Below are 19476 nucleotides of genomic sequence, written 5' to 3'. Positions count from 1 at the left end.
AGAGCCGGACAGGAAACTGCGCCACGAGACCGTGCGGCTACCATGCGGCGTCGTGGGGGAACCGACGAGACTGGTTGCGGGCCGGTACGCGACGATCAGAGAACTCGGCCGGGGCGGCATGGGGGTCGTCTGGCTGGCCGAGGACCGGGTCATCGGACGGCAGGTCGCGCTCAAGGAGCTGCGGACCACCGAGACCGACCGCGTGTTGCGCGAGGCTCGCACGGCAGGGCGGTTGAACAGCCCGAACGTCGTCGCCATCTACGACGTCATCGTCGAGGACGGCGTCACGTACCTCGTCATGGAACTCGTCGAGGCGCCCACGCTGTCCGAGGTGATGACGCGCCAGGCCCTCACCGAGGACCAGGTCGCCGACATCGGCCTGCAGACGCTGAACGCGCTGGAGGTGGCGCACGCGGCGGGCATCGTGCACCGGGACGTCAAGCCCAGCAACATCATGGTGTTGCCCGACGGCCGGGTGAAGCTCGCGGACTTCGGCATCGCCCGCGTGATGGACGATCCGGGTCTGACGGCGACCGGCGGCATCATGGGCTCGCCCGGTTACATGGCGCCGGAGTTGTTCGCCGGCAAGCACCCTTCACCGGCGAGCGACCTGTGGGCGTTGGGCGCCACCATGTTCCACGCGGCTGAGGGGCGCGCGCCGTTCCACCGCGACACCACCGCGGCCACCATGCACGCGATCATGTACGAGGAGCCTGTCCTCCAGCGCACCAGGGGGCCGCTCGGCGACACGATCATGGCGTTGCTCGCCCAGGACGAGACGCGGCGGCTCACGGCGGACCAGCTGCGGGAACGGCTCAGTGGCCGCACCACGGTGGTCAAGCCGCTTGCGGTGTCCGAGCAGACCGTCGTCATCGAACCTGTCACCACCTACGTCGCGCCGAACACGCCGACGCACGCGGACTGGGACGAGAAACCCAAGTCCCGCAAGAAGATCGGGGTGTTCGCCGGTGCCGCGGCCGCGCTGGTGGTGATCGCGCTCGCCGCCGTGTTCCTCCTCAAGCCGGAGACCCAGCCGGGTGCGGCCGCCGCGCAGCAGCGACCCAGCTCGGAACAGCCGCCGTCGAGCACCACGTCCAGTGCGCCGTCGAGCAGCAGCGCGGCGCCGAGCAGCAGTGCCGCGCCGTCCAGTTCTGCGGTGAGCAGCTCGAAGCCCGCCCAGACCACGCAACCGGCGGCCCAGCCGCCGACGAGCCAGCCGAAGCCGCCACGCAAGACGCTAGTGCTGAACCGGCACCTCAAGAGCGGTACCTACCACTTCAGCGGCACGCCGTCCGTGGGCACTCCCGCGGGGTTCAACGTCGAGTTCAGCATGGGCAAGCTGGCGGCCGAGCCCGAACCGGGCACCAAGCCCCTGTACGCCTGCCGCATCAACAACTCCGAGGACCACATGACGTCGCCGTCCTCGACGTGCGAGGGGCAGACCGTGCTCGGGACGCTCGGCTACATCTTCACCGAGAAGCCGTCCGACGCTCCGTCGCTGCCGCTGTACCGCTGCCTGTTCAACGGCACCCACTTCGACTCGAACCAAGCGAACTGCGAGGGCTACCAGCTCGAGTTCCAGTTCGGGTGGACCGTCCAGTGAACTAGCGCCTGTATCGAAGTCCGATCCGCGATAGCCGGGCCCGAGGCGGCCCCTGGCGGCACGGCCGAACGACCCACATACAACACCGGTATGCGGGTCGTCCGGCCGCACCACCAGGAACCACCTCAAGCTCGACTCTCATCGAACCGGACTTCGATACAGGCGCTAGCGGGCGGGTTCCAGCCCCAGGGGCTCCGCGGCGTCGAACGTCTCCCGGGCCTCCGCGACCGACTCGTAGTTGCGCTGCGCCCACGACCGCAGCGCGGCCAACGGCTCGGTGACACTGCGTCCCAACGAGGTCAGCTCGTACTCGACGCGCAACGGCACCGAGGGGTACACCGTGCGCGTGACGAGTCCATCGCGCTCCAACGTGCGCAACGTCTGGGTGAGCATCTTCTGGCTGATGCCGTCCAACCGCCGTTTGAGCTCACCGAACCTCATGGGTCCGTCTTCGAGCGCACCGATCGCCAACGCCGTCCACTTCGACGCGACCATGTCCAGCAGGTCGCGGCACGGGCACATCTTGAGGTAAACGTCCCTGATCACAGCTAGTTTCTATCAGGTACCTAGTGCACAAACTAGTGCCTGATTGCCAACGGAGACCAGATCCCTGAGGCTTACCAACCATGCGAGCGATCACCCAGAACGAGTTCGGCGGCCCGGAAGTCCTCACCCTCACCGACGTGCCCAAGCCCTCTCCGCTTCCGACGGAGGTGCTGGTCAGGGTGCACGCGGCCGGCATCAACCCGGTCGACTGGAAGACCCGCGCGGGCAGCGGCATGGCCGGTCTGCAGACGTTCCCGCTGATCCTCGGCTGGGACGTCTCGGGCGTCGTCGAGGAGGTCGGTTTCGGTGTGACGACGCTCAAGCCCGGCGACGAGGTCTACGGCATGCCGCGCTTCCCGCACGCCGCGAGTGCCTACGCCGAGTACGTCACCGCGCCGTCCCGCCACTTCGCGAAGAAGCCGAAGGGTCTCACCCACGTCGAGGCGGCAGGCCTCCCGCTCGCGGCGCTCACCGCGTGGCAGGTCCTGGTCGACACGGCTGACGTGCAGCCGGGGCAGAAGGTGCTGATCACGGCCGCGGCGGGCGGCGTCGGTCACCTCGCGGTCCAGATCGCGAAGGCCCGCGGCGCGCACGTCATCGGCACCGCGCGCGAGCCCAAGCACGCGTTCCTGAAGGACCTCGGCGCCGACGAGGTGATCGACTACACGAAGGCGGACTACGCCGGCACCGACGTCGACGTGTTCGTCGACCTGGTCGGGGGCGCCTCACCGGACTCGGTGCGTCCCGGCGGGCTGTTCGTCGGCGTGCCGTCCGGAGTGGACAGCGCGGTCCGCGACGACATCAGGACCAGCCCGATCCTGGTCGAGCCCGACCGTGCTGGCCTGGAGGCGATCGCGGCGCTGGTCGAGAGCGGCGACCTCAGGGTGCACGTCGACGTGACGTTCCCGCTCGAGGACGCCGGAAAAGCGCATGCCCTGGGCGAGACGGGTCGCACCCAGGGCAAGATCGTGCTCGAGGTCTAGCTAGCGGCGCCAGGGCTTCTTGCGGCGCGCGGCGTCCCACACCAGCAGTGCGATGATGGCCACACCGGTGGCGACGAGGTAGATGTTCTCGGTCTGACCGTGGTGGTTGCCGATCAGCATGAGGAACACGAAGATCGCGGAGAGCCAGCCGGCGATGCGCGTGCCCTTGGGCAGCTGGCCGTGCCAGCCCCACTCGTGCGACGGCTCCTCGTGAGGGTCGACGGCAGGACGCTTGTCCAGTTCCGAGGACGAAGCCACGGTTTCCTCCACTGCTCATCCGGATTACGAGGTCATCGTCGCACATGTGGGTGCGCACGGATGTGTGAGGTCGCGCGCGCACGACTTACCGGCCAGGTCGCGTGGCGTCTACGCTCAGCGCTGCCACTCCCGTCCGATCTTGCGAAGGCGCCTCGACTTGACCGGCTTCTCTCCCGCTGAGGCCTCCACCCCGGACACGTTCGCCCCCGTCGAGATCGGTCTCCACGGGGTGCGCAAGCGCTTCTCCGACCAGGTGGCGGTCGACGGCATCTCGCTCGACGTCCACGAGGGCGAGTTCTTCTCGGTGCTCGGCCCGTCCGGCTGCGGCAAGACCACGGTCCTGCGCATGATCGCCGGGTTCGTCGACCCCGACGAGGGCCGCATCGAGCTCGACGGCAACGACATGGTGGGCGTCCCTCCGTACCGGCGGGACGTCAACACCGTCTTCCAGTCGTACGCGTTGTTCCCGCACATGTCCGTGTAGGACAACGTCGCGTACGGCCTCAAGCGCAAGAAGATCCGCGGTGACGAGCTGAAGAGGCGCGTCGGCGAGCACCTCGAACTCGTGCGCCTCTCCCAGTTCGCCAAACGCAGGCCCTCGCAGCTGTCCGGCGGTCAGCAGCAGCGCGTCGCCATCGCCCGTGCGCTCGCCGCCGGTCCGCAGCTGCTGCTGCTCGACGAACCTCTCGGCGCGCTCGACGCCAAGCTCCGCAAGGAGCTGCAGATCGAGCTGATGCGCATCCAGCGCGAAGTCGGCACGACGTTCCTCTACGTCACGCACGACCAGGAAGAGGCGCTGGTCCTCTCGCACCGCATCGCCGTGATGAACGCGGGCAGGATCGAGCAGGTCGGTTACCCCGAGGACGTCTACGAACGCCCCGCCACGAGGTTCGTCGCCGGGTTCATCGGCACGTCGAACATCCTCGACGCCGAGGTGTCCGGTGTGGACGGTGAGTTCGCCGAACTGACGGCGCCCGGTGCGACGCGGTTGCGCGCCCGGTTCACCGGCACCCTCGGCCACGGCCGGAAGGTCGCCGCGACCGTCCGCCCGGAGAAGGTCCACCTCTTCAACACCACCGCCGAGCCACCGGCGGGCTGGTGCGTGCTCCAGGGCGTCGTGCACGACGTCGTCTACACGGGCGTTTCGACCCAGTTCGTGGTGGACACCCCTGGTGGCGAGCTGGTGGCGTTCGTGCAGAACGCCCAGCGCATCGACGACGCGGGCGCGCCGGGACAGCCGGTGCGGATGGCGTGGGACCCCGAGTTCACCGTGCTGCTGGAGAAGGTTGATGACTGACGACAAGATCCGGATCGCTCGGCTGTGGGACGTCGACAGCCCTCGGGTGACCCGGCGCACGATGCTGGGCTCGATGACCTTCTTCGCGCTCGCCGCGTGCGGTGTCGGTGAGGCGCCCTCGACCGGCGGCGGCTCGACCTCGGCCGCCAAGGCCACGAACCTGAAGAACGAGCCCAAGCTCAACTTCTACAACTGGACCGACTACATCGCGAAGGACACCCTGCCGGGCTTCCAGACCGCGACCGGCATCCAGGTCACCTACGACAACTTCTCCACCAACGACGAGATGGAAGCCAAGATCGCTTCCGGCTCGGCGGGCTACGACCTGGTGGTGCCGTCGGACAACTTCCTGCGCCGCTTCCTGCGTTCCGGCCTGGTGCAGCCGCTGGACCACTCGCTGCTGCCGAACCTCAAGAACCTGGAGAAGCGGTTCGTCGAGGCCGACTACGACGCCGGCAACAAGTACTCCGTGCCGTGGGCGTGGGGCACGACCGGTCTCGCGTACTCGAAGTCGCAGATCGGCGGCGACGTCACCGGGTTCTCCGCCTACGACCTGCCGAACGCGCAGGGCCGCAGCTCGATCCTCGACGAGGCCCGCGACGGCATGGCGCTCGGCCTGCTCAAGCTCGGCCACGACCCGAACACCACCGATCAGAAGCAGATCGACGACGCGGTGAACTTCTTGCTGTCGTTGAAGAAGAAGCTCGGCCAGATCACCTCCGACGTGATCGAGCCGCTGACCTCGGGCCAGGTCCGGCTCGCGCAGGCGTACTCCGGTGACGCGTTCCAGGCCCGCGAGGCCAACGAGGACGTCGGTTACGCCATCCCCGCCGAGGGTGGACTGTCCTACGTGGACCTCCTGGTCATCCCGAAGGACGCGCCGCACGCCGAGAACGCGCACCGGTTCATCGACTACGTCCTCGGCGCCGAAGCGGGAGCCGCGCTGTCCAACGCCGTGCGCTACGGCAGCCCCAACGCCGCCGCGAAGCCGTTGATCGACAAGGAGCTGCTGAACGACCCGCTGGTCTACCCGTCGGAGGACCAGCTCAAGAAGCTCCCGTTCACCAAGGACCTCGGTGGCGACGTCGAGGCGAAGTACGCCGACGCGTGGACGAAGGTCAAGACCGGCTGACGGGAAAGCTCCGCAACCCCCGGATCACGACCGAGTCGCGGAACGTCACCGGGCCTGCCTGGCGCAGGTCCGGCATCTTCCTCGCCAGCGCGCGGAACGCCACGTCGCCCTCCATGCGCGCGAGCGTCGCGCCCAGGCAGTAGTGGATGCCGCTGGAGAACGCGAGGTGCTCGGGCCTGTGCACGCGCATGACGTCGAACCGGTACGCCTCCGGGTAGACCTCGGGATCGCGGTTCGCCGCGCCGATGAGCAGCGTCACCATCTCGTCCTCGCCGATCCCGTCGACCCGCTCGTGCGCGATCCGGCTGGTCAGCTGAACCGGCGACGCCCACCTCAGCGTCTCCTCGACGACGGCGGGCGCGAGTTCGGGGTGGGCCTTGAACAGCGTCCACTGCGCCGGGTGGTCGAGCAGGGCGCGGGTGCCGTTGCCGATCAGGTTCACGGTGGTCTCGAAGCCCGCGACCAGCAGCAGCACCAGCGTGCCGAGCATCTCCTGCGCGGTGAGCTTCCGCTCGGCCTCGGCGGCGACCAGCGAGCTGATCACGTCATCGCCGGGCCTCCTGCGGCGCTCGGCGATGAGCCGGTCGAACAGCGCGAGCACCTTGTCGTTGGCGCCTGCCATCTCCGCGGTGACGCCCGTGTCGAACGAGGCGGCGACCAGCGCGCCGTAGTTCGCGAACTCGGCGGTGTCCGAGTCCGGAACGCCCAGCAGGTCGCTGATCACCGAGATCGGCAACGGTGCCGCGAAGTCCGCGATCAGGTCGAACTCGTCGCGGTCGAGCAGCGCGTCGGCGACCTTCTCGACGCGGGCGCGGTACTCGTCGATCCTCCTCGGGCTGAACGCGGGCGTGGCGAGCCTGCGCAGCCGGGTGTGGTCGGGTGGGTCGAGCTCCAGGAACGATTCGGGGAGCAACCCGCCGTTGACCGGGTAGCTGCCGTCGGAGAACCGGACGCCGAACCGCCGGTCGCGCAGGATCTTGCCGGCGAGCCGGTGGCCCGTCGTCACCCAAAGGCCACCATCGCGCGTGAGCGGCCCGTGCGCGCGTAGCCGCTCATAGATCGGATGCGGGTCTTCATGGCCGGTCAGCTGCTCCAACATGGCTTACCCCGAAGCTCTTGCGGAGTGTGGTCCTGCTGACACAACCGTACAGACGTGTTCACTCGGTCCTCCAGGAACGCCACTGGCATGATTCGCACTCGTGTCGCGACGCTGGCTGAAGGCCAACGCCCTGCTCACGCCCACCGGGCTGTGGCTGGGGATCTTCCTGATCGCGCCGTTGGCCCTGGTGGTCCAGTTCAGCTTCGCCACGCGCGACACGGGTGTCGCCCGCGCGGTGCTGCCGTGGACGACGCAGGCGTATCTGACGGCGCTCGATCCGGCGTTCCTGCCGATCTTCGGCCGGACCCTGGTGTACGCGGTGGCGACGACGGTCGCCTGTCTGTTGCTGGGGTTCCCTCTGGCGTGGTTCATCGCACGGCACGGCGGCAAGTACCGCACCGTGCTGCTCGCGGCCGTCCTCATCCCGTTCTGGTCGAGCTATCTCGCGCGCATCTACGCGTGGAAGGCGCTGCTGGACGGTGAGGGCTTGGTCAACACGATGCTCGGATGGGTCGGCTTGGGCCGTGACGGCGGTTTTCTGCTCACGCACGGAGCAGTGATCCTCGGGCTGACGTACGGCTTTCTGCCGTTCATGGTGTTGCCGCTCTACGTCGCGTGCGAGCGCTTCGACTTCCGTTTGGTGGAGGCGTCCTACGACCTCGGCCACGGGCGTGCGTCGACGTTCTTCCGAGTGGTGCTGCCTGGGGTGATGACCGGTGTTCTGGCCGGGTCGCTGCTCGTGCTGGTGCCGTCGGCGGGTGACTTCGTGACGCCGAAGCTGCTCGGTGGCGTCGACCAGTCCACGTTCGGGTCGGTGATCGACGACCAGTTCCGCGGTGGCAACAACTGGCCGTTGGGCTCGGCGATGGCCGTGCTGCTGCTCGTGCTGGTGGTGCTCGTCCTCGTGTTGCGCGGACGGCGTGGGGAGGACGTGCTGTGAACCGTCGTCCGTGGATTTTGGGTTTCGTGGCGTTCCTCGTGTTCGCGTTCTTGTACGCGCCGATCGCGTGGCTGGCTATCGCGTCGTTCAACTCCTCACGGTCGTTGTCGCGTATCAGCGGTGTGTCGACGCAGTGGTACGTCGAGCTGTTCGACGACTCACGGGTGTTGGAGTCGTTGCAGCTGACCTTGCAGCTGGCGCTGGCGTCCGCGGTGATCTCGACGGTGATCGGGACGCTGGCGGCGTTCGGGTTGCGGCGGGCGTTTCCCGGACGCGGGTTGTGGACGGTGCTGCTGTCGCTGCCGCTCGTGGTGCCCGAGGTCGTCATGGGCGTGGCGATGCTGGGGTTCTTCGTGAAGATCGCCGGGATCCCGCTCGGGTTCGGGGCTCTGTTGTTCGCGCACGTGGCGTTCTCGCTGAGCTTCGTGGTCGTCGTGGTGCGGTCGAGGGTGTCCGGAATGGACGTCCGGATGGAGGAGGCGGCCGCGGATCTCGGGGCGTCGCCGTTCGTCGCGTTCCGAACCGTGACGCTGCCGCTGGTGGCACCGGCGGTGGTGGCCGGTGCGGCGTTCGCGTTCCTGCTGTCGTTCGACGACGTGGTGATCTCGTCGTACCTCACCGGCGTCGGCTCGACGACGTTGCCGGTGTTCGTCTACGCGCAGGCCTCCAAGCGCGGGATCTCGCCGGAGATCGTGGCCCTGTCGACGTTGATGGTGACGGCCACGGCGGTCCTGCTGGTCATCGGCGTGATGGTCGCGTCGTGGCGCGCCCGCAAGGCGGGATCCTCCGCGCAGCTGGTCTAACTTCCTGCCGCAGCGGTATCCCCGCAGGTGCGCGGACGGCATCTTGACCGGAAGTCACCGGCAGCCATGGGGGATGACGTGCCGCAGTTGCGTGTCCACTTCACCGACCGAGACATCGCGCGCACCCGGTTGAAACTGGAACCCGACCTGATGTGGGAGATCGTCAGCAGCGCGCAGATCCTGCAACACCGCGACGGTGACCTGTCCTTCGGTCCGTGGCGCCGCCATGTGCGCGAGCTTGCCGCACGCGATCCCGACCTGCGCACGGCGCTGCACACCTTGGTCACGGTGGCGCCCCACGCGACGTATTTCCCGGACCTCCTCACCCCGTCAGCGGACCTGTCCGGCATCGACGAGTGCGCCGACGCGGTGCTCTCGACCCCGCCGCGGCGCCTGCGCGAGGAGATCGGCCGGATCCGCCCGGCGGCCGGCGCGGACGCGTGCTGGCTGGACGAGCTCGCCAGAGGCAGGCCGACCGCGCTTCTGCAGCTGCGGCACGCCTTGCGCGTCTACTTCAGGTCCGTGATCGAGCCGCACCTGCCGGTCATCGAGGAGGGGCGGTGCACCGACGTGGCGGCCGGGGTTCAGCAGTACCTGCACCGCGGTCCGGAAGGGCTGCTGGGCGCGCTCGGGCCTGCGACGCGGTGGGATCCGCCGGTGCTGTCCGTCAGATATCCGCACGACCGGGACCTGTACCTGCGCGGACGAGGTCTCGTGCTGATCCCCTGCTACTTCGCCGTGCACCACCCGGTGGCGCTGGCGGATCCCGAGCTGCCACCGGTGCTGGCGTTCCCGATCCGGACCGGGTCGCGGCTGCTGGCCGGTGGCCGGGTGGGAGGCTCCCTGACCGCGCTGCTGGGCACGACCAGGGCCTCGATCCTGCGGTTGGTGATCGCCGGCAGCACCACGACCGCGCTGGCGAAGATGGTGGGGGTCGCTCCCGCCACGGTGAGCCACCACACCGGAGTCCTGCGCGAGGCCGGGCTCATCGCCACCGAGCGCGAGGAGAACTACGCGCGGCACCTGATCACACCGCTGGGGCTGAGGGTGCTCTCGGGCACCTGAAAGAGGGCCGCCACGACGTGACGGCCCTCGTGATCAGCTGATCAGCACGTGGTGCCGCCGGCGCCCGCGACCCACCTGTGGGAACGGATCCGCACGCCGGGGAACGCCGTGCCGGACAGCACGCGCTGGCGGATGTACCAGGCGCTGCCCGTGTAGTTCGCGCCCGTGTACAGGCACACCCGGTCGTAGGACGAGCTGGCCCCGTTGTTGTACACGCGCATCACGGCCCTGGACGACGCCCACGAACACGTGACCGGAGCGTTCCACCAGTCGGCGTCGCGGTTCGTCCAGCTGCAGCGGCTGCTGCTGCCGTCGTTGTTCGGCCACACGCACAGGTCGCCGGAAGGGCACGTCAGGGCCAGAGCCGAGACGTCTTCCTGCACCACCGGTGCTTCGATCGCCGGGATGGTCAGCGCGTCGGGGTCGGCCGCCGCCGTCCCCGCCAACGTCAGCAGCACCATGACCGCGGCGAACAGCACACTCAGCGTTTTTCTCATCTTTCCCCCTGTGAGAAGTGATGTGCAGGACGCGGAGTCTGCCGAGGGCGTCGCGTTCCGGGAGGGTGCTTCGAACGTCGTCTAAGCGTTTCCACCTGACGTGGAAAAGCATCAACTTTCGTCGCGCGAATTCGATACTCCAGCGTGCCGCGCGGACATGGGACGTCTCGTAGCTTGAGGGCGTGACTACTGCTCTGCGGGCAAGGGCGGAGGCGTTCCGCGCCGACACCCTGGCCCGGCTCAAGGCGATGACCCCGGTGCGGGTCATCGGTGACGTGATCGTCGTGGTCGCCGCGATCCTGCTGGACCTGTGGCCGGGACCGTGGGGGGAGCAGAAGGCGTCGGGCTGGACGCTCGTCGCGTACGTCGCGGTCTACCTGGTGCTGCTGCCGTTGCGGCACGTGCTGCCGGCGACGGCCATGATCGTGGGCGCGGCGATTCCGTTCATCGGCCCGGCCGTGATGGTCGTGCTGAGCTACACGGCGGGGCGCCGGATCGAGTCGTGGGTCAAAGCGGTGGTGTCGACCACGATCACGTTCGTCGTCGTGGTGCTGGTGTGGGACTGGGACGCGCGGCCGATCGACATCGAACCGGTCTACGGGGTGCTGATCCTCGTCACGATCTTCGGTGTGGGCGTGGCGCTGCCGTTCCTGGTCGGCCGGTACCTGGCGCAGCGCGAGGCGCTCGTGCAGGCCGTGCAGGACCGCGAGGCGCGGATGCAGGCGGAGCACAAGATGCTGTCCCGGCAGGTCCGCCTGCGCGAACGCAGCCGCATCGCCCAGGACATGCACGACAGCCTCGGCCACCGGCTGTCGCTGATCTCCGTGCACGCCGGTGCGCTGGCCATGGACCCGTCGCTGGGGGAGAAGCAGCGCGAGGCCATCGGCGTGCTGCGTTCGGCGGCGTTGACCGGCATGGAGGAACTGCGGGCGATCATCGGCGTGCTGCGAGCCGAGGACGGTCCCGACGACGACCCGGCGACACGGACCGTGGAGTCCATCGACTCGTTGGTGGGCGACGCGCGCAAGGCGGGTGTGCTGGTGAGTCTGGTGCGGGGCGGGCAGGCCCACCCGTTGCCGTCCCGTGTCTCTCACGCGGCCTATCGGGTGGCACAGGAGGGTTTGACCAACGCGTCCAAGCACGCTCCGGGCGCCGCCGTGCAGGTGACGGTGAAGTACGAGCCGGACGCGCTCGTCGTCGAGGTGCGCAACAACCCGTCGCGCAGCGGTTCATCGGGCGGTGAGCCGGGCGTGGGGCTCATCGGCCTGAGCGAACGCGTGCGCGTGGCGGGCGGCATCCTGCACGTGGGCGCGCTTCCGTCGGGAGGCTTCCGAATCGCGGCCGTGCTGCCGTACGAGGAAACGGCGCTGCCCGGCGAACCAGAGGACGAGCAGGACGAGACGGAGTCGCCGCGCGGCATCCGCAAGTGGGCGGGCGTCGGCTCGATCGCGGGCGCGTCGGTCGTGCTGACCGTGATCATCGGCGGCTTCACCTACCTGGGCGCGCAGCCGGTGACCGAGGTCGTGACGCAGGAGAACCTCGACCGGATCCGGGAGGGTCAGCCCGAGGCGGAGGTGATGAAGCTGCTGCCCTCCGGCGACGAACCGCTGGTCGGCGACGGCGAACGCAAGTCGCAGGCCTCTCCGGAGCCGACGGGCGCACGCTGCGTCTATCACATCACCGACGAGCAGTCGTACCTCGCGAAGGGCACCCGAGTGGTGCGTTTCTGCTTCCGGGACGGCAAGCTGGTCGAGAAGAAGATCCACGTGCAGAGGACTAATCCATGATCCGGGTGCTCATCGCCGACGACGAGCCGCTGATGCGCGCCGGCATCAAGGCCATCCTCGGCACCGCCGACGACATCGAACTGGTGGCAGAGGCAGGCGACGGCCTCGAGGCGCTGCAGATCGTCCGCGAACGCCGCGTCGACGTGGCAGTGCTGGACATCCGCATGCCACGGATGGACGGCCTCGCATGCGCACGCGAGCTCCATGTGCTCGCACCGTCCGTGCGCGTCGTCATGCTGACGACGTTCGGCGAGGACGAGAACATCGTGCGCGCGCTGTCCGAAGGCGCCGCAGGCTTCCTGCTGAAGGACTCCGCACCCGAGGAACTGCTACGGGCCGTGCGAGCGGTCAACAACGGCGAGGCGTACCTCTCGCCGATGGTGACCTCACGGGTCGTAGGCATGGTGGCGACGTCCGGACAGCCGAAGCGGCAGGAGGCGCAGAAGGCCGTCGCGGGGCTGACCGAGCGCGAGGTCGAGGTGCTGGCGCTGCTCGGGCAGGGGATGTCGAACGCGGACATCGGCGCGAAGCTGCACATGTCCGAGGCGACGGTGAAGACGTACGTGTCGCGGTTGCTGGCGAAGCTGGGGCTGACGAACCGGGTGCAGGCGGCGTTGCTGGCTCGGGACGCGGGGATCGCGAGCTGACGACTGACGTCACGAGCTCCCACAACGAGAAGAGGCCGTCCGGGGGTCACCCGAACGGCCTCAAACGTCTCACGCGCTAGACGCGACTTCGCCTGCCCGTCACCAGGCGGTAGACGCCGAGCAGGATGAGAGATCCGACGATCGCCAGCAGCCAGGTCCTCAGGTCGAAGAAGGACCCGAGGTCGGTCCCGAAGAGCGCGGACCCGATGAAACCACCGAGAATCGCGCCCACGATGCCGAGCAGCATCGTGATGATGAAACCACCGGGATCGTTACCAGGCATGATGGCCTTGGCGATGGCACCGGCCAGCAGGCCGAGCACGATCCATCCCAGGATGCCCACGGAGAGTCTCCTTCCATCCGCTTGTCGCGAAGGGAATGCCCCCGAACTGGCGACTTCACGCCTCCAAAACCACTCCGTTATCAAAGTAACGGGCTGTGCCGGGCTCTCAGGCACTCTCCGGAACAATGAGGGGCGATGAGTACTCCACGCACTGTCCTGATCCTGGGCTCGACCGGCTCCGTCGGAACCCAGGCGCTCGACGTCATCCGCCGCAACCGCGACCGCTTCCGGGTCGTCGGGCTCGGTGCGGGTGGGCGTCAGCTCGACCTGCTGAAACAGCAGGCGGCAGAGTTCGACGTGACCACGGTCGCCGTCGCCAGCGGGGCCGAGATCCCCGGCGTCAAGACGCTGACCAGCATGGTCGACCTGATCGAGGCGTGTCCCGCGGACGTCGTGCTCAACGGCATGGATGGCTCGCGCGGGCTCGAACCGTCGTTGAAGGCGCTGGAGGTCGGCGCCACGCTCGCGCTCGCCAACAAGGAGTCGCTCATCGCGGGCGGGCCGCTCGTGCTGAAGGCGGCCAAGCCCGACCAGATCGTGCCGGTCGACTCGGAGCACTCGGCGCTCGCACAGTGTCTGCGGGGCGGTGCGCCGCACGAGGTGCACAAGCTGGTGCTGACGGCGTCCGGTGGTCCGTTCCGCGGCAAGACCCGCGCGGAACTCGACGGCATCACCGTGCAGCAGGCCATGGCGCACCCGACGTGGTCGATGGGCCAGGTCGTGACGATCAACTCGGCGAACCTGGTCAACAAGGGCCTGGAGCTGATCGAGGCGCACCTGCTGTTCGGGGTGCCCTACGACCGCGTCGACGTGGTGGTGCACCCGCAGTCCATCATTCACTCGATGGTGACCTTCACGGACGGCTCGACGCTGGCCCAGGCGTCGCCTCCGGACATGCGCCTGCCCATCTCACTGGGCCTCGGGTGGCCCGAGCGCGTCGCCGGTGCCGCGGCCGCCTGTACCTTTGACACCGCCACCTCGTGGACGTTCGAGCCGCTGGACAACACCACGTTCCCGGCGGTCGAGCTGGCACGGCAGGCGGGAACCGCGGGCGGGTGCCTGCCCGCGATCTACAACGCCGCGAACGAGGAGGCTCTGGCGAGTTTCGTCGCGGGCAAGACGTCGTTCCTGTCGATCGTGGACACCATCGGCCAGGTTCTCGGCGAGGCGAACGACTGGCGGAGCGACCCCGCGGACGTCGCGGAGGTCCTCGCTGCCGAGGACTGGGCACGCGCACGTGCCCGCGAGCTGGTTGGAAGGAACTGAACGTCTCGTGAACACATTCATCAACATCCTCGGGGTGCTGCTGTTCGCGTTCGGCATCGCGGTGTCCATCGCGCTGCACGAGTTCGGGCACCTGCTGACCGCGAAGGCCTTCGGCATGAAGGTCACCCGCTACTTCATCGGCTTCGGCCCGAAGCTCTTCTCGTTCCGCAAGGGCGAGACCGAGTACGGCCTGAAGGCGATCCCGGCCGGCGGCTTCTGCGAGATCACCGGCATGACCGCGCTGGAGGAGGTGCACCCCGACGACAAGAAGCGCGCCTTCTACAAGCAGAAGGTGTGGAAGCGCGTCGTCGTGCTGTCCGCCGGCTCCATCACGCACTTCCTGCTCGGCTTCATCATCCTGCTGATCCTCGCGATGTCGCTGGGCCTGCCGAACAACAAGGACGTCCCCGTCCTCGCGCAGGTCTCCGACTGCGTGCAGGACTACACGGTCCCCTACGACGCGCCGTGCCCCGCGGGAGCGCCGTCCCCCGCCAAGAGCGCGGGCCTCAAGCCCGGTGACCAGATCGTCTCGATCGCGGGCAAGCCGATCGCGACCTGGTCGGACATGCAGAAGGTCACCCGCGACCTCAGCGGCCCCAACGAGTTCAAGGTCCTGCGCGACGACAAGGAGCTCGCGCTCACCGTCGACGTGCCGAAGGTCACCCGCCAGATCTCCGACGGCAAGGGCGGCCTGGAGGTCAAGCAGGTCGGCGCGATCGGCGTGATGGTGCAGCAGGCCTTCACCTACGGCCCGATCGACGCCGTTCCGGCCGCCGTGTCGTTCACCGGCGAGATGTTCGTGAACACCTGGAAGGGCCTCATGCGCTTCCCGGAGCGCATCCCGGCCGTGGTCAAGGCCATCGGCGGCGGCGAGCGCGACCTCGACACCCCGATCTCCGTCGTCGGTGCCTCCCGCCTGGGCGGCGACGCGGCGGAACGCGGGCTCTGGGCGTTCTTCATCCTGATGCTCGCGGGCCTGAACTTCTTCGTGGGTGTGTTCAACCTCCTGCCGCTGCTCCCGCTTGACGGTGGTCACATCGCCGTCAACCTCTACGAACGGGTGCGAGACTGGATCAGGAAGCTGCGCGGGAAGCCCGCCGGCGCGCCGGTCAACTACATGCGCCTGTTGCCGCTCACCTACGTGGTCATCTTCATCGGCGGCGCCATCACGCTGCTGACCGTGACCGCCGACATCGTCAACCCGATCAGGTTGCAGTAGTGAATCACGAAAGGTGCACACCCCATGAGTGACGGCGTGATGCTCGGAATGCCGGCACTGCCGCCGCCGGTGCTGTCGGAACGCCGCAAGACCCGGCAGCTGATGGTCGGCAACGTCGGTGTCGGCAGCGAGTTCCCCGTCTCCGTCCAGTCGATGACGACGACCCTGACGTCGGACGTCAACGCGACGCTGCAGCAGATCGCGGAACTCACCGCGTCCGGCTGCGACATCGTCCGGGTCGCCTGCCCGTCGCAGGACGACGCGGACGCCCTGCCGGCGATCGCCAAGAAGTCCCAGATCCCGGTGATCGCGGACATCCACTTCCAGCCGAAGTACGTCTTCGCCGCCATCGAGGCCGGTTGTGCCGCGGTCCGCGTGAACCCCGGCAACATCCGCAAGTTCGACGACCAGGTCAAGGAGATCGCGGCCGCCGCGAAGGACCACGGCACCCCGATCCGGATCGGCGTGAACGCCGGTTCGCTCGACCCGCGCCTGCTCAAGAAGTACGGCAAGGCCACCCCGGAGGCCCTCGCCGAGAGCGCGATGTGGGAGGCCTCGCTCTTCGCGGAGCACGACTTCCACGACATCAAGATCTCGGTGAAGCACAACGACCCGGTGGTCATGATCCGCGCGTACGAGCTGCTCGCCGAGCAGTGCGACTACCCGCTGCACCTGGGTGTCACGGAGGCCGGTCCCGCCTTCCAGGGCACGATCAAGTCGGCCGTGGCGTTCGGTGCGCTGCTCCGGCAGGGCATCGGCGACACCATCCGGGTGTCGCTGAGCGCGCCGCCGGTCGAGGAGATCAAGGTCGGCCACCAGATCCTCCAGTCGCTCAACCTGCGCCCGCGCAAGCTGGAGATCGTGTCCTGCCCGTCCTGCGGCCGCGCCCAGGTGGACGTGTACACGCTCGCCGAGCAGGTCACGGCCGGTCTGGAGGGCATGGAGGTGCCGCTGCGCGTCGCGGTCATGGGCTGCGTCGTGAACGGCCCCGGTGAGGCCCGCGAGGCCGATCTGGGCGTGGCGAGCGGCAACGGCAAGGGCCAGATCTTCGTCAAGGGCAAGGTCATCAAGACCGTGCCCGAGCACGCGATCGTGGAGACCCTCATCGAAGAGGCGATGCGCATCGCCGAGGAGATGGAGCCGGTCGAAGGCGGAGCCCCCGCCGTCACCGTCGGCTAGTTCAAATGATGAACGGCGCTTTTGTCCACCTCAGGTGAACGAAAGCGCCGTTCATCGTGTAAAGGCGCGGGTGCGGGGCGTCACGGGCGGTAGGCACTGTTGGCTGATGCCACACACACGTCCCATCTGGCACGCTAGTCAACGTGCTGAGGCTTGCCGGAGCGCGCGTGCTGGACGAACGCGACCTGATCGACGTACGCGGGGTCTTCGACAGGGACCCCGTCGCTGCGTGCATGGTCGCGGCAAGGGTGGAAGTGGCCGGCCTGGACCCGTGGCGCCTGGGCGGCGAGATGTGGGGCTCGGACTCCCGGCCCCTGCGCGGTCGCGTCGACGGCCTGTGCTTCTCCGGCCCGAACCTCATCCCGCTCAGGGGCGGCGCGTCGGCCATGCGGATGTTCGCCGACCGCGCGCGACGCCGCGGCCGCATGTGTTCCAGCCTCGTCGGCCCGGCCGAGCAGGTCCTGACGCTCTGGGACGAGCTGCAGCCCGACTGGGGACCCGCCCGCGAGGTGCGGGGCGACCAGCCGTTGATGGCGATCTCGTCGAGCCCGAAGGTCACCCCGGACCCGATGGTCCGCCAGGTCCGCCCGAGCGAGCTCAGCCGCTACCTCCCGGCCGCCATCTCCATGTTCGTCGAGGAGGTCGGCATCGACCCGTGTGCCGAGGACGGCGGTGCGGGCTACCGGGCACGCGTGAGCGAGCTCATCGCCGCGGGCAGGGCCTTCGCCAGGTTCGAACACGGCGAGGTCGTCTTCAAGGCCGAGATCGGCGCCATGTCGTCCAGGGTCGGTCAGATCCAGGGCGTCTGGGTCCGCCCGGACCGCAGGGGCGAGGGCCTCGGCACCACGGGCACCGCGGCCGTGGCCGACCGCCTGACCCGCGTTCTCAACCGCACGGCCAGCCTCTACGTGAACGGCTACAACCACGTGGCGCAGGCCGCCTACCGCCGAATCGGCTTCGAACAGGTCGGGCAATACGCCACTGTGCTCTTCTGAACGGGCATACTCGCGCGGGTGCGCCTTCTCGCGACGATCACGGTGGCCCTGCTGACGCTGAGCGGCTGCGGCCTGTTCAAGTCCGAACCCGGAGCACCGGAGATCACCAACGACTTCCTGGCGAAGCTCGCGTCCGGTGACGTGCAGGGCGCGGCCGGGATGACCGACAACCCGAACGACGCCAAGGACACCCTGGAGAAGTTCCGCAACGCGCTCAAGCCGGAGGGGCTGACCAGCAAGGTCGACCAGCTCCGCAAGAACGGCGAGACCGCGTCCGAGGCGTCGGTGACGCTCGACTGGAACCTCGGCAAGAACCGCCACTGGACGTACCCGACGAAGTTCGACGTGCGCCAGGAGGGCGACACGTGGAAGGTGCACTGGCAGTCGTCGGTGGCGCACCCGAAGCTCGCGGCGCAGCAGTCCATCAAGCTCACCGAGCTCAAGCCGGACCCGGCACCGGTGCTCGACCGCGACGGAACGCCCCTGCTGGCCCCTGAGCGCGTCGTCTCGGTGCTCCTCGTCGCGAAGGAGGCCGGTGACGTCCCGGCCGTCGCGAAGACGCTCGCGGACGCGCTGAACCCGTTCGACAAGGCGATCACCCAGCAGTCGATCACCGAGGGCGTCGGCAAGACCCCCGAGGGCCAGGCCTACCAGGTGGCGGCGCTGCGCGACCCCGACTACCAGTCGGTGAAGCCGAAGATCTACGAGCTGCCCGGTGTGCGGTTCAGCTCGCAGACGTCGCTGCTGGCACCGAGCCGCAACTTCGGCTCCCAGGTGCTGCCCGCGGTCCGCAAGCTCGTCGAGAACGACATCGCCGGCAACTCGGGCTTCCGCGTCGCCACGGTCGACGCGCAGGGCACGGAGGTCGAGGAGCTGTACTCGAAGGCCCCAGAGCCCGCCAAGGCCGTGAACATCGCGCTGTCCCGCGCGATCCAGGCCGCGGCCGAGGACGCCGTCGAGCCCGTGCAGCAGCCCACGGTCCTGGTGGCGATCCAGCCGTCGACCGGCGACATCCTGGCCGTCGCGCAGAACGACCCCGCCGACGCCCAGGGCGCGCTCTCGCTCACCGGCCGCTTCCCGCCGGGCTCGACGATGAAGGCGGTGTCCGCGCTGGCCGCGCTCCAGTCCGGCAAGGTGGGCGCCGACACCCCGCTGCCGTGCCCCGGCAAGACGACCATCGACGGACGGCGGATCGTGCCGAACTCCAGCGAGTTCGACAAGGGCACCATCCCGCTGCGGTCGGCGTTCGCGTTCTCCTGCAACACGACGTTCGCCCAGCTCGCCGTGGACATGCCGCCGGACCTGCTGACGACCACCGCGCAGTCCCTCGGCCTCGGCGTCGACTTCGACATCCCCGGCCTGACGACGATCACCGGTTCCGTGCCGCCCGCGACCGACGTGGTGGAACGGGCGGAGGACGCGTTCGGCCAGGGCAAGGTGCTGGCGTCGCCGTTCGGCATGGCGCTCGTCAGCGCGTCCATTGCGAAGGGCTCGATGCCGGTGCCGCAGCTCGTCCGCGGCAAGGAGACCAAGGCGGACAAGCAGCCCGCCGCGCCGCCCGCCGCGATGCTCGACCCGGTGCGGCAGATGATGCGCGAGGTCGTCGACTACGGCACCGCACCGCAGCTCAAGCCGTACGGGGACGTGCGGGGCAAGACCGGCACCGCGCAGTTCGGCGACGGCGTGCACTCGCACGGCTGGTTCATGGGCTACCGGGGCGATGTCGCGTTCGCGACGATCGTGCTGAGCGGGGAGACCTCGACACCGGCCGTGGAGGTGGCGGCGAGGTTCCTCAAGGCGGTGCCGTGACGGACGGC

19 protein-coding genes and 1 pseudogene are annotated in these 19476 nt (G+C 68.7%); 15 read left to right on the top strand and 5 right to left on the bottom strand.

What is annotated here, in order from left to right; all coding sequences use genetic code 11:
- Positions 1-52: 52 nt before the first annotated feature.
- Positions 53-1603, top strand: a complete 1551-nt coding sequence (locus tag ACFOWZ_RS19000) for a serine/threonine-protein kinase (RefSeq protein WP_382374220.1) — start codon at positions 53-55, stop codon at positions 1601-1603.
- Between the two features lie 165 nt (positions 1604-1768).
- Here the strand turns inward: ACFOWZ_RS19000 and ACFOWZ_RS18995 are convergent, their stop codons facing one another.
- Positions 1769-2125 (bottom strand): winged helix-turn-helix transcriptional regulator, encoded by a 357-nt coding sequence (locus ACFOWZ_RS18995; RefSeq protein WP_382375088.1) that lies wholly within the window; start codon positions 2123-2125, stop codon positions 1769-1771.
- A 104-nt stretch (positions 2126-2229) separates the two neighbouring features.
- Here ACFOWZ_RS18995 and ACFOWZ_RS18990 point away from each other — a divergent pair, with 104 nt between their 5' ends.
- Complete coding sequence (locus ACFOWZ_RS18990; RefSeq protein WP_382374218.1) at positions 2230-3132, top strand: NADP-dependent oxidoreductase; 903 nt, start codon at positions 2230-2232, stop codon at positions 3130-3132.
- Here ACFOWZ_RS18990 and ACFOWZ_RS18985 read toward each other — a convergent pair whose 3' ends face one another.
- Positions 3133-3390 (bottom strand): DUF2631 domain-containing protein, encoded by a 258-nt coding sequence (locus ACFOWZ_RS18985; protein WP_382374216.1) that lies wholly within the window; start codon positions 3388-3390, stop codon positions 3133-3135.
- Positions 3391-3436: 46 nt separating this feature from the next.
- On the opposite strand from ACFOWZ_RS18985, the pseudogene ACFOWZ_RS18980 reads away from it, so the two are divergent.
- From ACFOWZ_RS18980 to ACFOWZ_RS18970, 3 genes and pseudogenes are all read left to right on the top strand, one after another.
- Positions 3437-4066: pseudogene (locus ACFOWZ_RS18980) on the top strand (ABC transporter ATP-binding protein); the annotation flags it as partial.
- Between the two features lie 57 nt (positions 4067-4123).
- Positions 4124-4687: an ABC transporter ATP-binding protein gene (locus ACFOWZ_RS18975; protein WP_382375086.1), complete on the top strand. Its 564-nt coding sequence runs from the start codon at positions 4124-4126 to the stop codon at positions 4685-4687.
- A complete protein-coding gene (locus ACFOWZ_RS18970) occupies positions 4680-5819 on the top strand; it encodes an ABC transporter substrate-binding protein (protein WP_382374214.1) in 1140 nt (379 codons plus the stop codon). The genes ACFOWZ_RS18975 and ACFOWZ_RS18970 overlap by 8 nt, the downstream gene beginning before the upstream one ends.
- Here the strand turns inward: ACFOWZ_RS18970 and ACFOWZ_RS18965 are convergent.
- Positions 5806-6825: a cytochrome P450 gene (locus ACFOWZ_RS18965; RefSeq protein WP_382374212.1), complete on the bottom strand. Its 1020-nt coding sequence runs from the start codon at positions 6823-6825 to the stop codon at positions 5806-5808. The two genes, ACFOWZ_RS18970 and ACFOWZ_RS18965, sit on opposite strands and share 14 nt — an antisense overlap.
- Positions 6826-7018: 193 nt before the next feature.
- On the opposite strand from ACFOWZ_RS18965, the gene ACFOWZ_RS18960 reads away from it, so the two are divergent.
- From ACFOWZ_RS18960 to ACFOWZ_RS18950, 3 genes are all read left to right on the top strand, one after another.
- A complete protein-coding gene (locus tag ACFOWZ_RS18960; RefSeq protein WP_382374210.1) occupies positions 7019-7858 on the top strand; it encodes an ABC transporter permease in 840 nt (279 codons plus the stop codon).
- Positions 7855-8661, top strand: a complete 807-nt coding sequence (locus tag ACFOWZ_RS18955) for an ABC transporter permease (protein WP_382374208.1) — start codon at positions 7855-7857, stop codon at positions 8659-8661. The genes ACFOWZ_RS18960 and ACFOWZ_RS18955 overlap by 4 nt, the downstream gene beginning before the upstream one ends.
- A 78-nt stretch (positions 8662-8739) precedes the next feature.
- The gene (locus ACFOWZ_RS18950) at positions 8740-9726 is read left to right on the top strand and encodes an ArsR/SmtB family transcription factor (RefSeq protein ID WP_382374206.1); all 987 of its coding nucleotides are present in this window, start codon (positions 8740-8742) and stop codon (positions 9724-9726) included.
- A gap of 41 nt (positions 9727-9767) precedes the next feature.
- Here the strand turns inward: ACFOWZ_RS18950 and ACFOWZ_RS18945 are convergent, their stop codons facing one another.
- Positions 9768-10223, bottom strand: a complete 456-nt coding sequence (locus ACFOWZ_RS18945) for a peptidase inhibitor family I36 protein (protein WP_382374204.1) — start codon at positions 10221-10223, stop codon at positions 9768-9770.
- Positions 10224-10405: 182 nt separating this feature from the next.
- Here ACFOWZ_RS18945 and ACFOWZ_RS18940 point away from each other — a divergent pair, with 182 nt between their 5' ends.
- On the top strand, positions 10406-12010 hold the full coding sequence (locus ACFOWZ_RS18940) for a sensor histidine kinase (RefSeq protein WP_382374202.1): 1605 nt from the start codon (positions 10406-10408) through the stop codon (positions 12008-12010).
- On the top strand, positions 12007-12657 hold the full coding sequence (locus tag ACFOWZ_RS18935) for a response regulator (RefSeq protein WP_382374199.1): 651 nt from the start codon (positions 12007-12009) through the stop codon (positions 12655-12657). The genes ACFOWZ_RS18940 and ACFOWZ_RS18935 overlap by 4 nt, the downstream gene beginning before the upstream one ends.
- Positions 12658-12733: 76 nt before the next feature.
- On the opposite strand, the gene ACFOWZ_RS18930 is transcribed toward ACFOWZ_RS18935, so the two are convergent.
- On the bottom strand, positions 12734-13000 hold the full coding sequence (locus ACFOWZ_RS18930; protein WP_382374197.1) for a GlsB/YeaQ/YmgE family stress response membrane protein: 267 nt from the start codon (positions 12998-13000) through the stop codon (positions 12734-12736).
- Positions 13001-13135: 135 nt separating this feature from the next.
- Here ACFOWZ_RS18930 and dxr point away from each other — a divergent pair, with 135 nt between their 5' ends.
- The 5 genes from dxr (at position 13136) to ACFOWZ_RS18905 (ending at position 19468) form a co-directional block, all read left to right on the top strand.
- Positions 13136-14266, top strand: coding sequence for a 1-deoxy-D-xylulose-5-phosphate reductoisomerase (dxr, locus tag ACFOWZ_RS18925; RefSeq protein WP_382374195.1), 1131 nt, complete (start codon positions 13136-13138; stop codon positions 14264-14266).
- A 7-nt stretch (positions 14267-14273) separates the two neighbouring features.
- Positions 14274-15485, top strand: a complete 1212-nt coding sequence (locus tag ACFOWZ_RS18920) for a M50 family metallopeptidase (RefSeq protein WP_382374193.1) — start codon at positions 14274-14276, stop codon at positions 15483-15485.
- 48 nt (positions 15486-15533) lie between these two features.
- The gene (gene ispG / locus ACFOWZ_RS18915; RefSeq protein ID WP_035910414.1) at positions 15534-16664 is read left to right on the top strand and encodes a flavodoxin-dependent (E)-4-hydroxy-3-methylbut-2-enyl-diphosphate synthase; all 1131 of its coding nucleotides are present in this window, start codon (positions 15534-15536) and stop codon (positions 16662-16664) included.
- 143 nt (positions 16665-16807) lie between these two features.
- Positions 16808-17659, top strand: a complete 852-nt coding sequence (locus tag ACFOWZ_RS18910; protein WP_382374191.1) for a GNAT family N-acetyltransferase — start codon at positions 16808-16810, stop codon at positions 17657-17659.
- 18 nt (positions 17660-17677) lie between these two features.
- Positions 17678-19468: a penicillin-binding transpeptidase domain-containing protein gene (locus tag ACFOWZ_RS18905; protein ID WP_382374189.1), complete on the top strand. Its 1791-nt coding sequence runs from the start codon at positions 17678-17680 to the stop codon at positions 19466-19468.
- Positions 19469-19476 lie beyond the last annotated feature (8 nt).

Source organism: Lentzea rhizosphaerae (genome assembly GCF_042649515.1).
Taxonomy (GTDB): Bacteria; Actinomycetota; Actinomycetes; order Mycobacteriales; family Pseudonocardiaceae; genus Lentzea; species Lentzea aerocolonigenes.
This window is presented reverse-complemented; position numbering and strand designations above follow the sequence as displayed.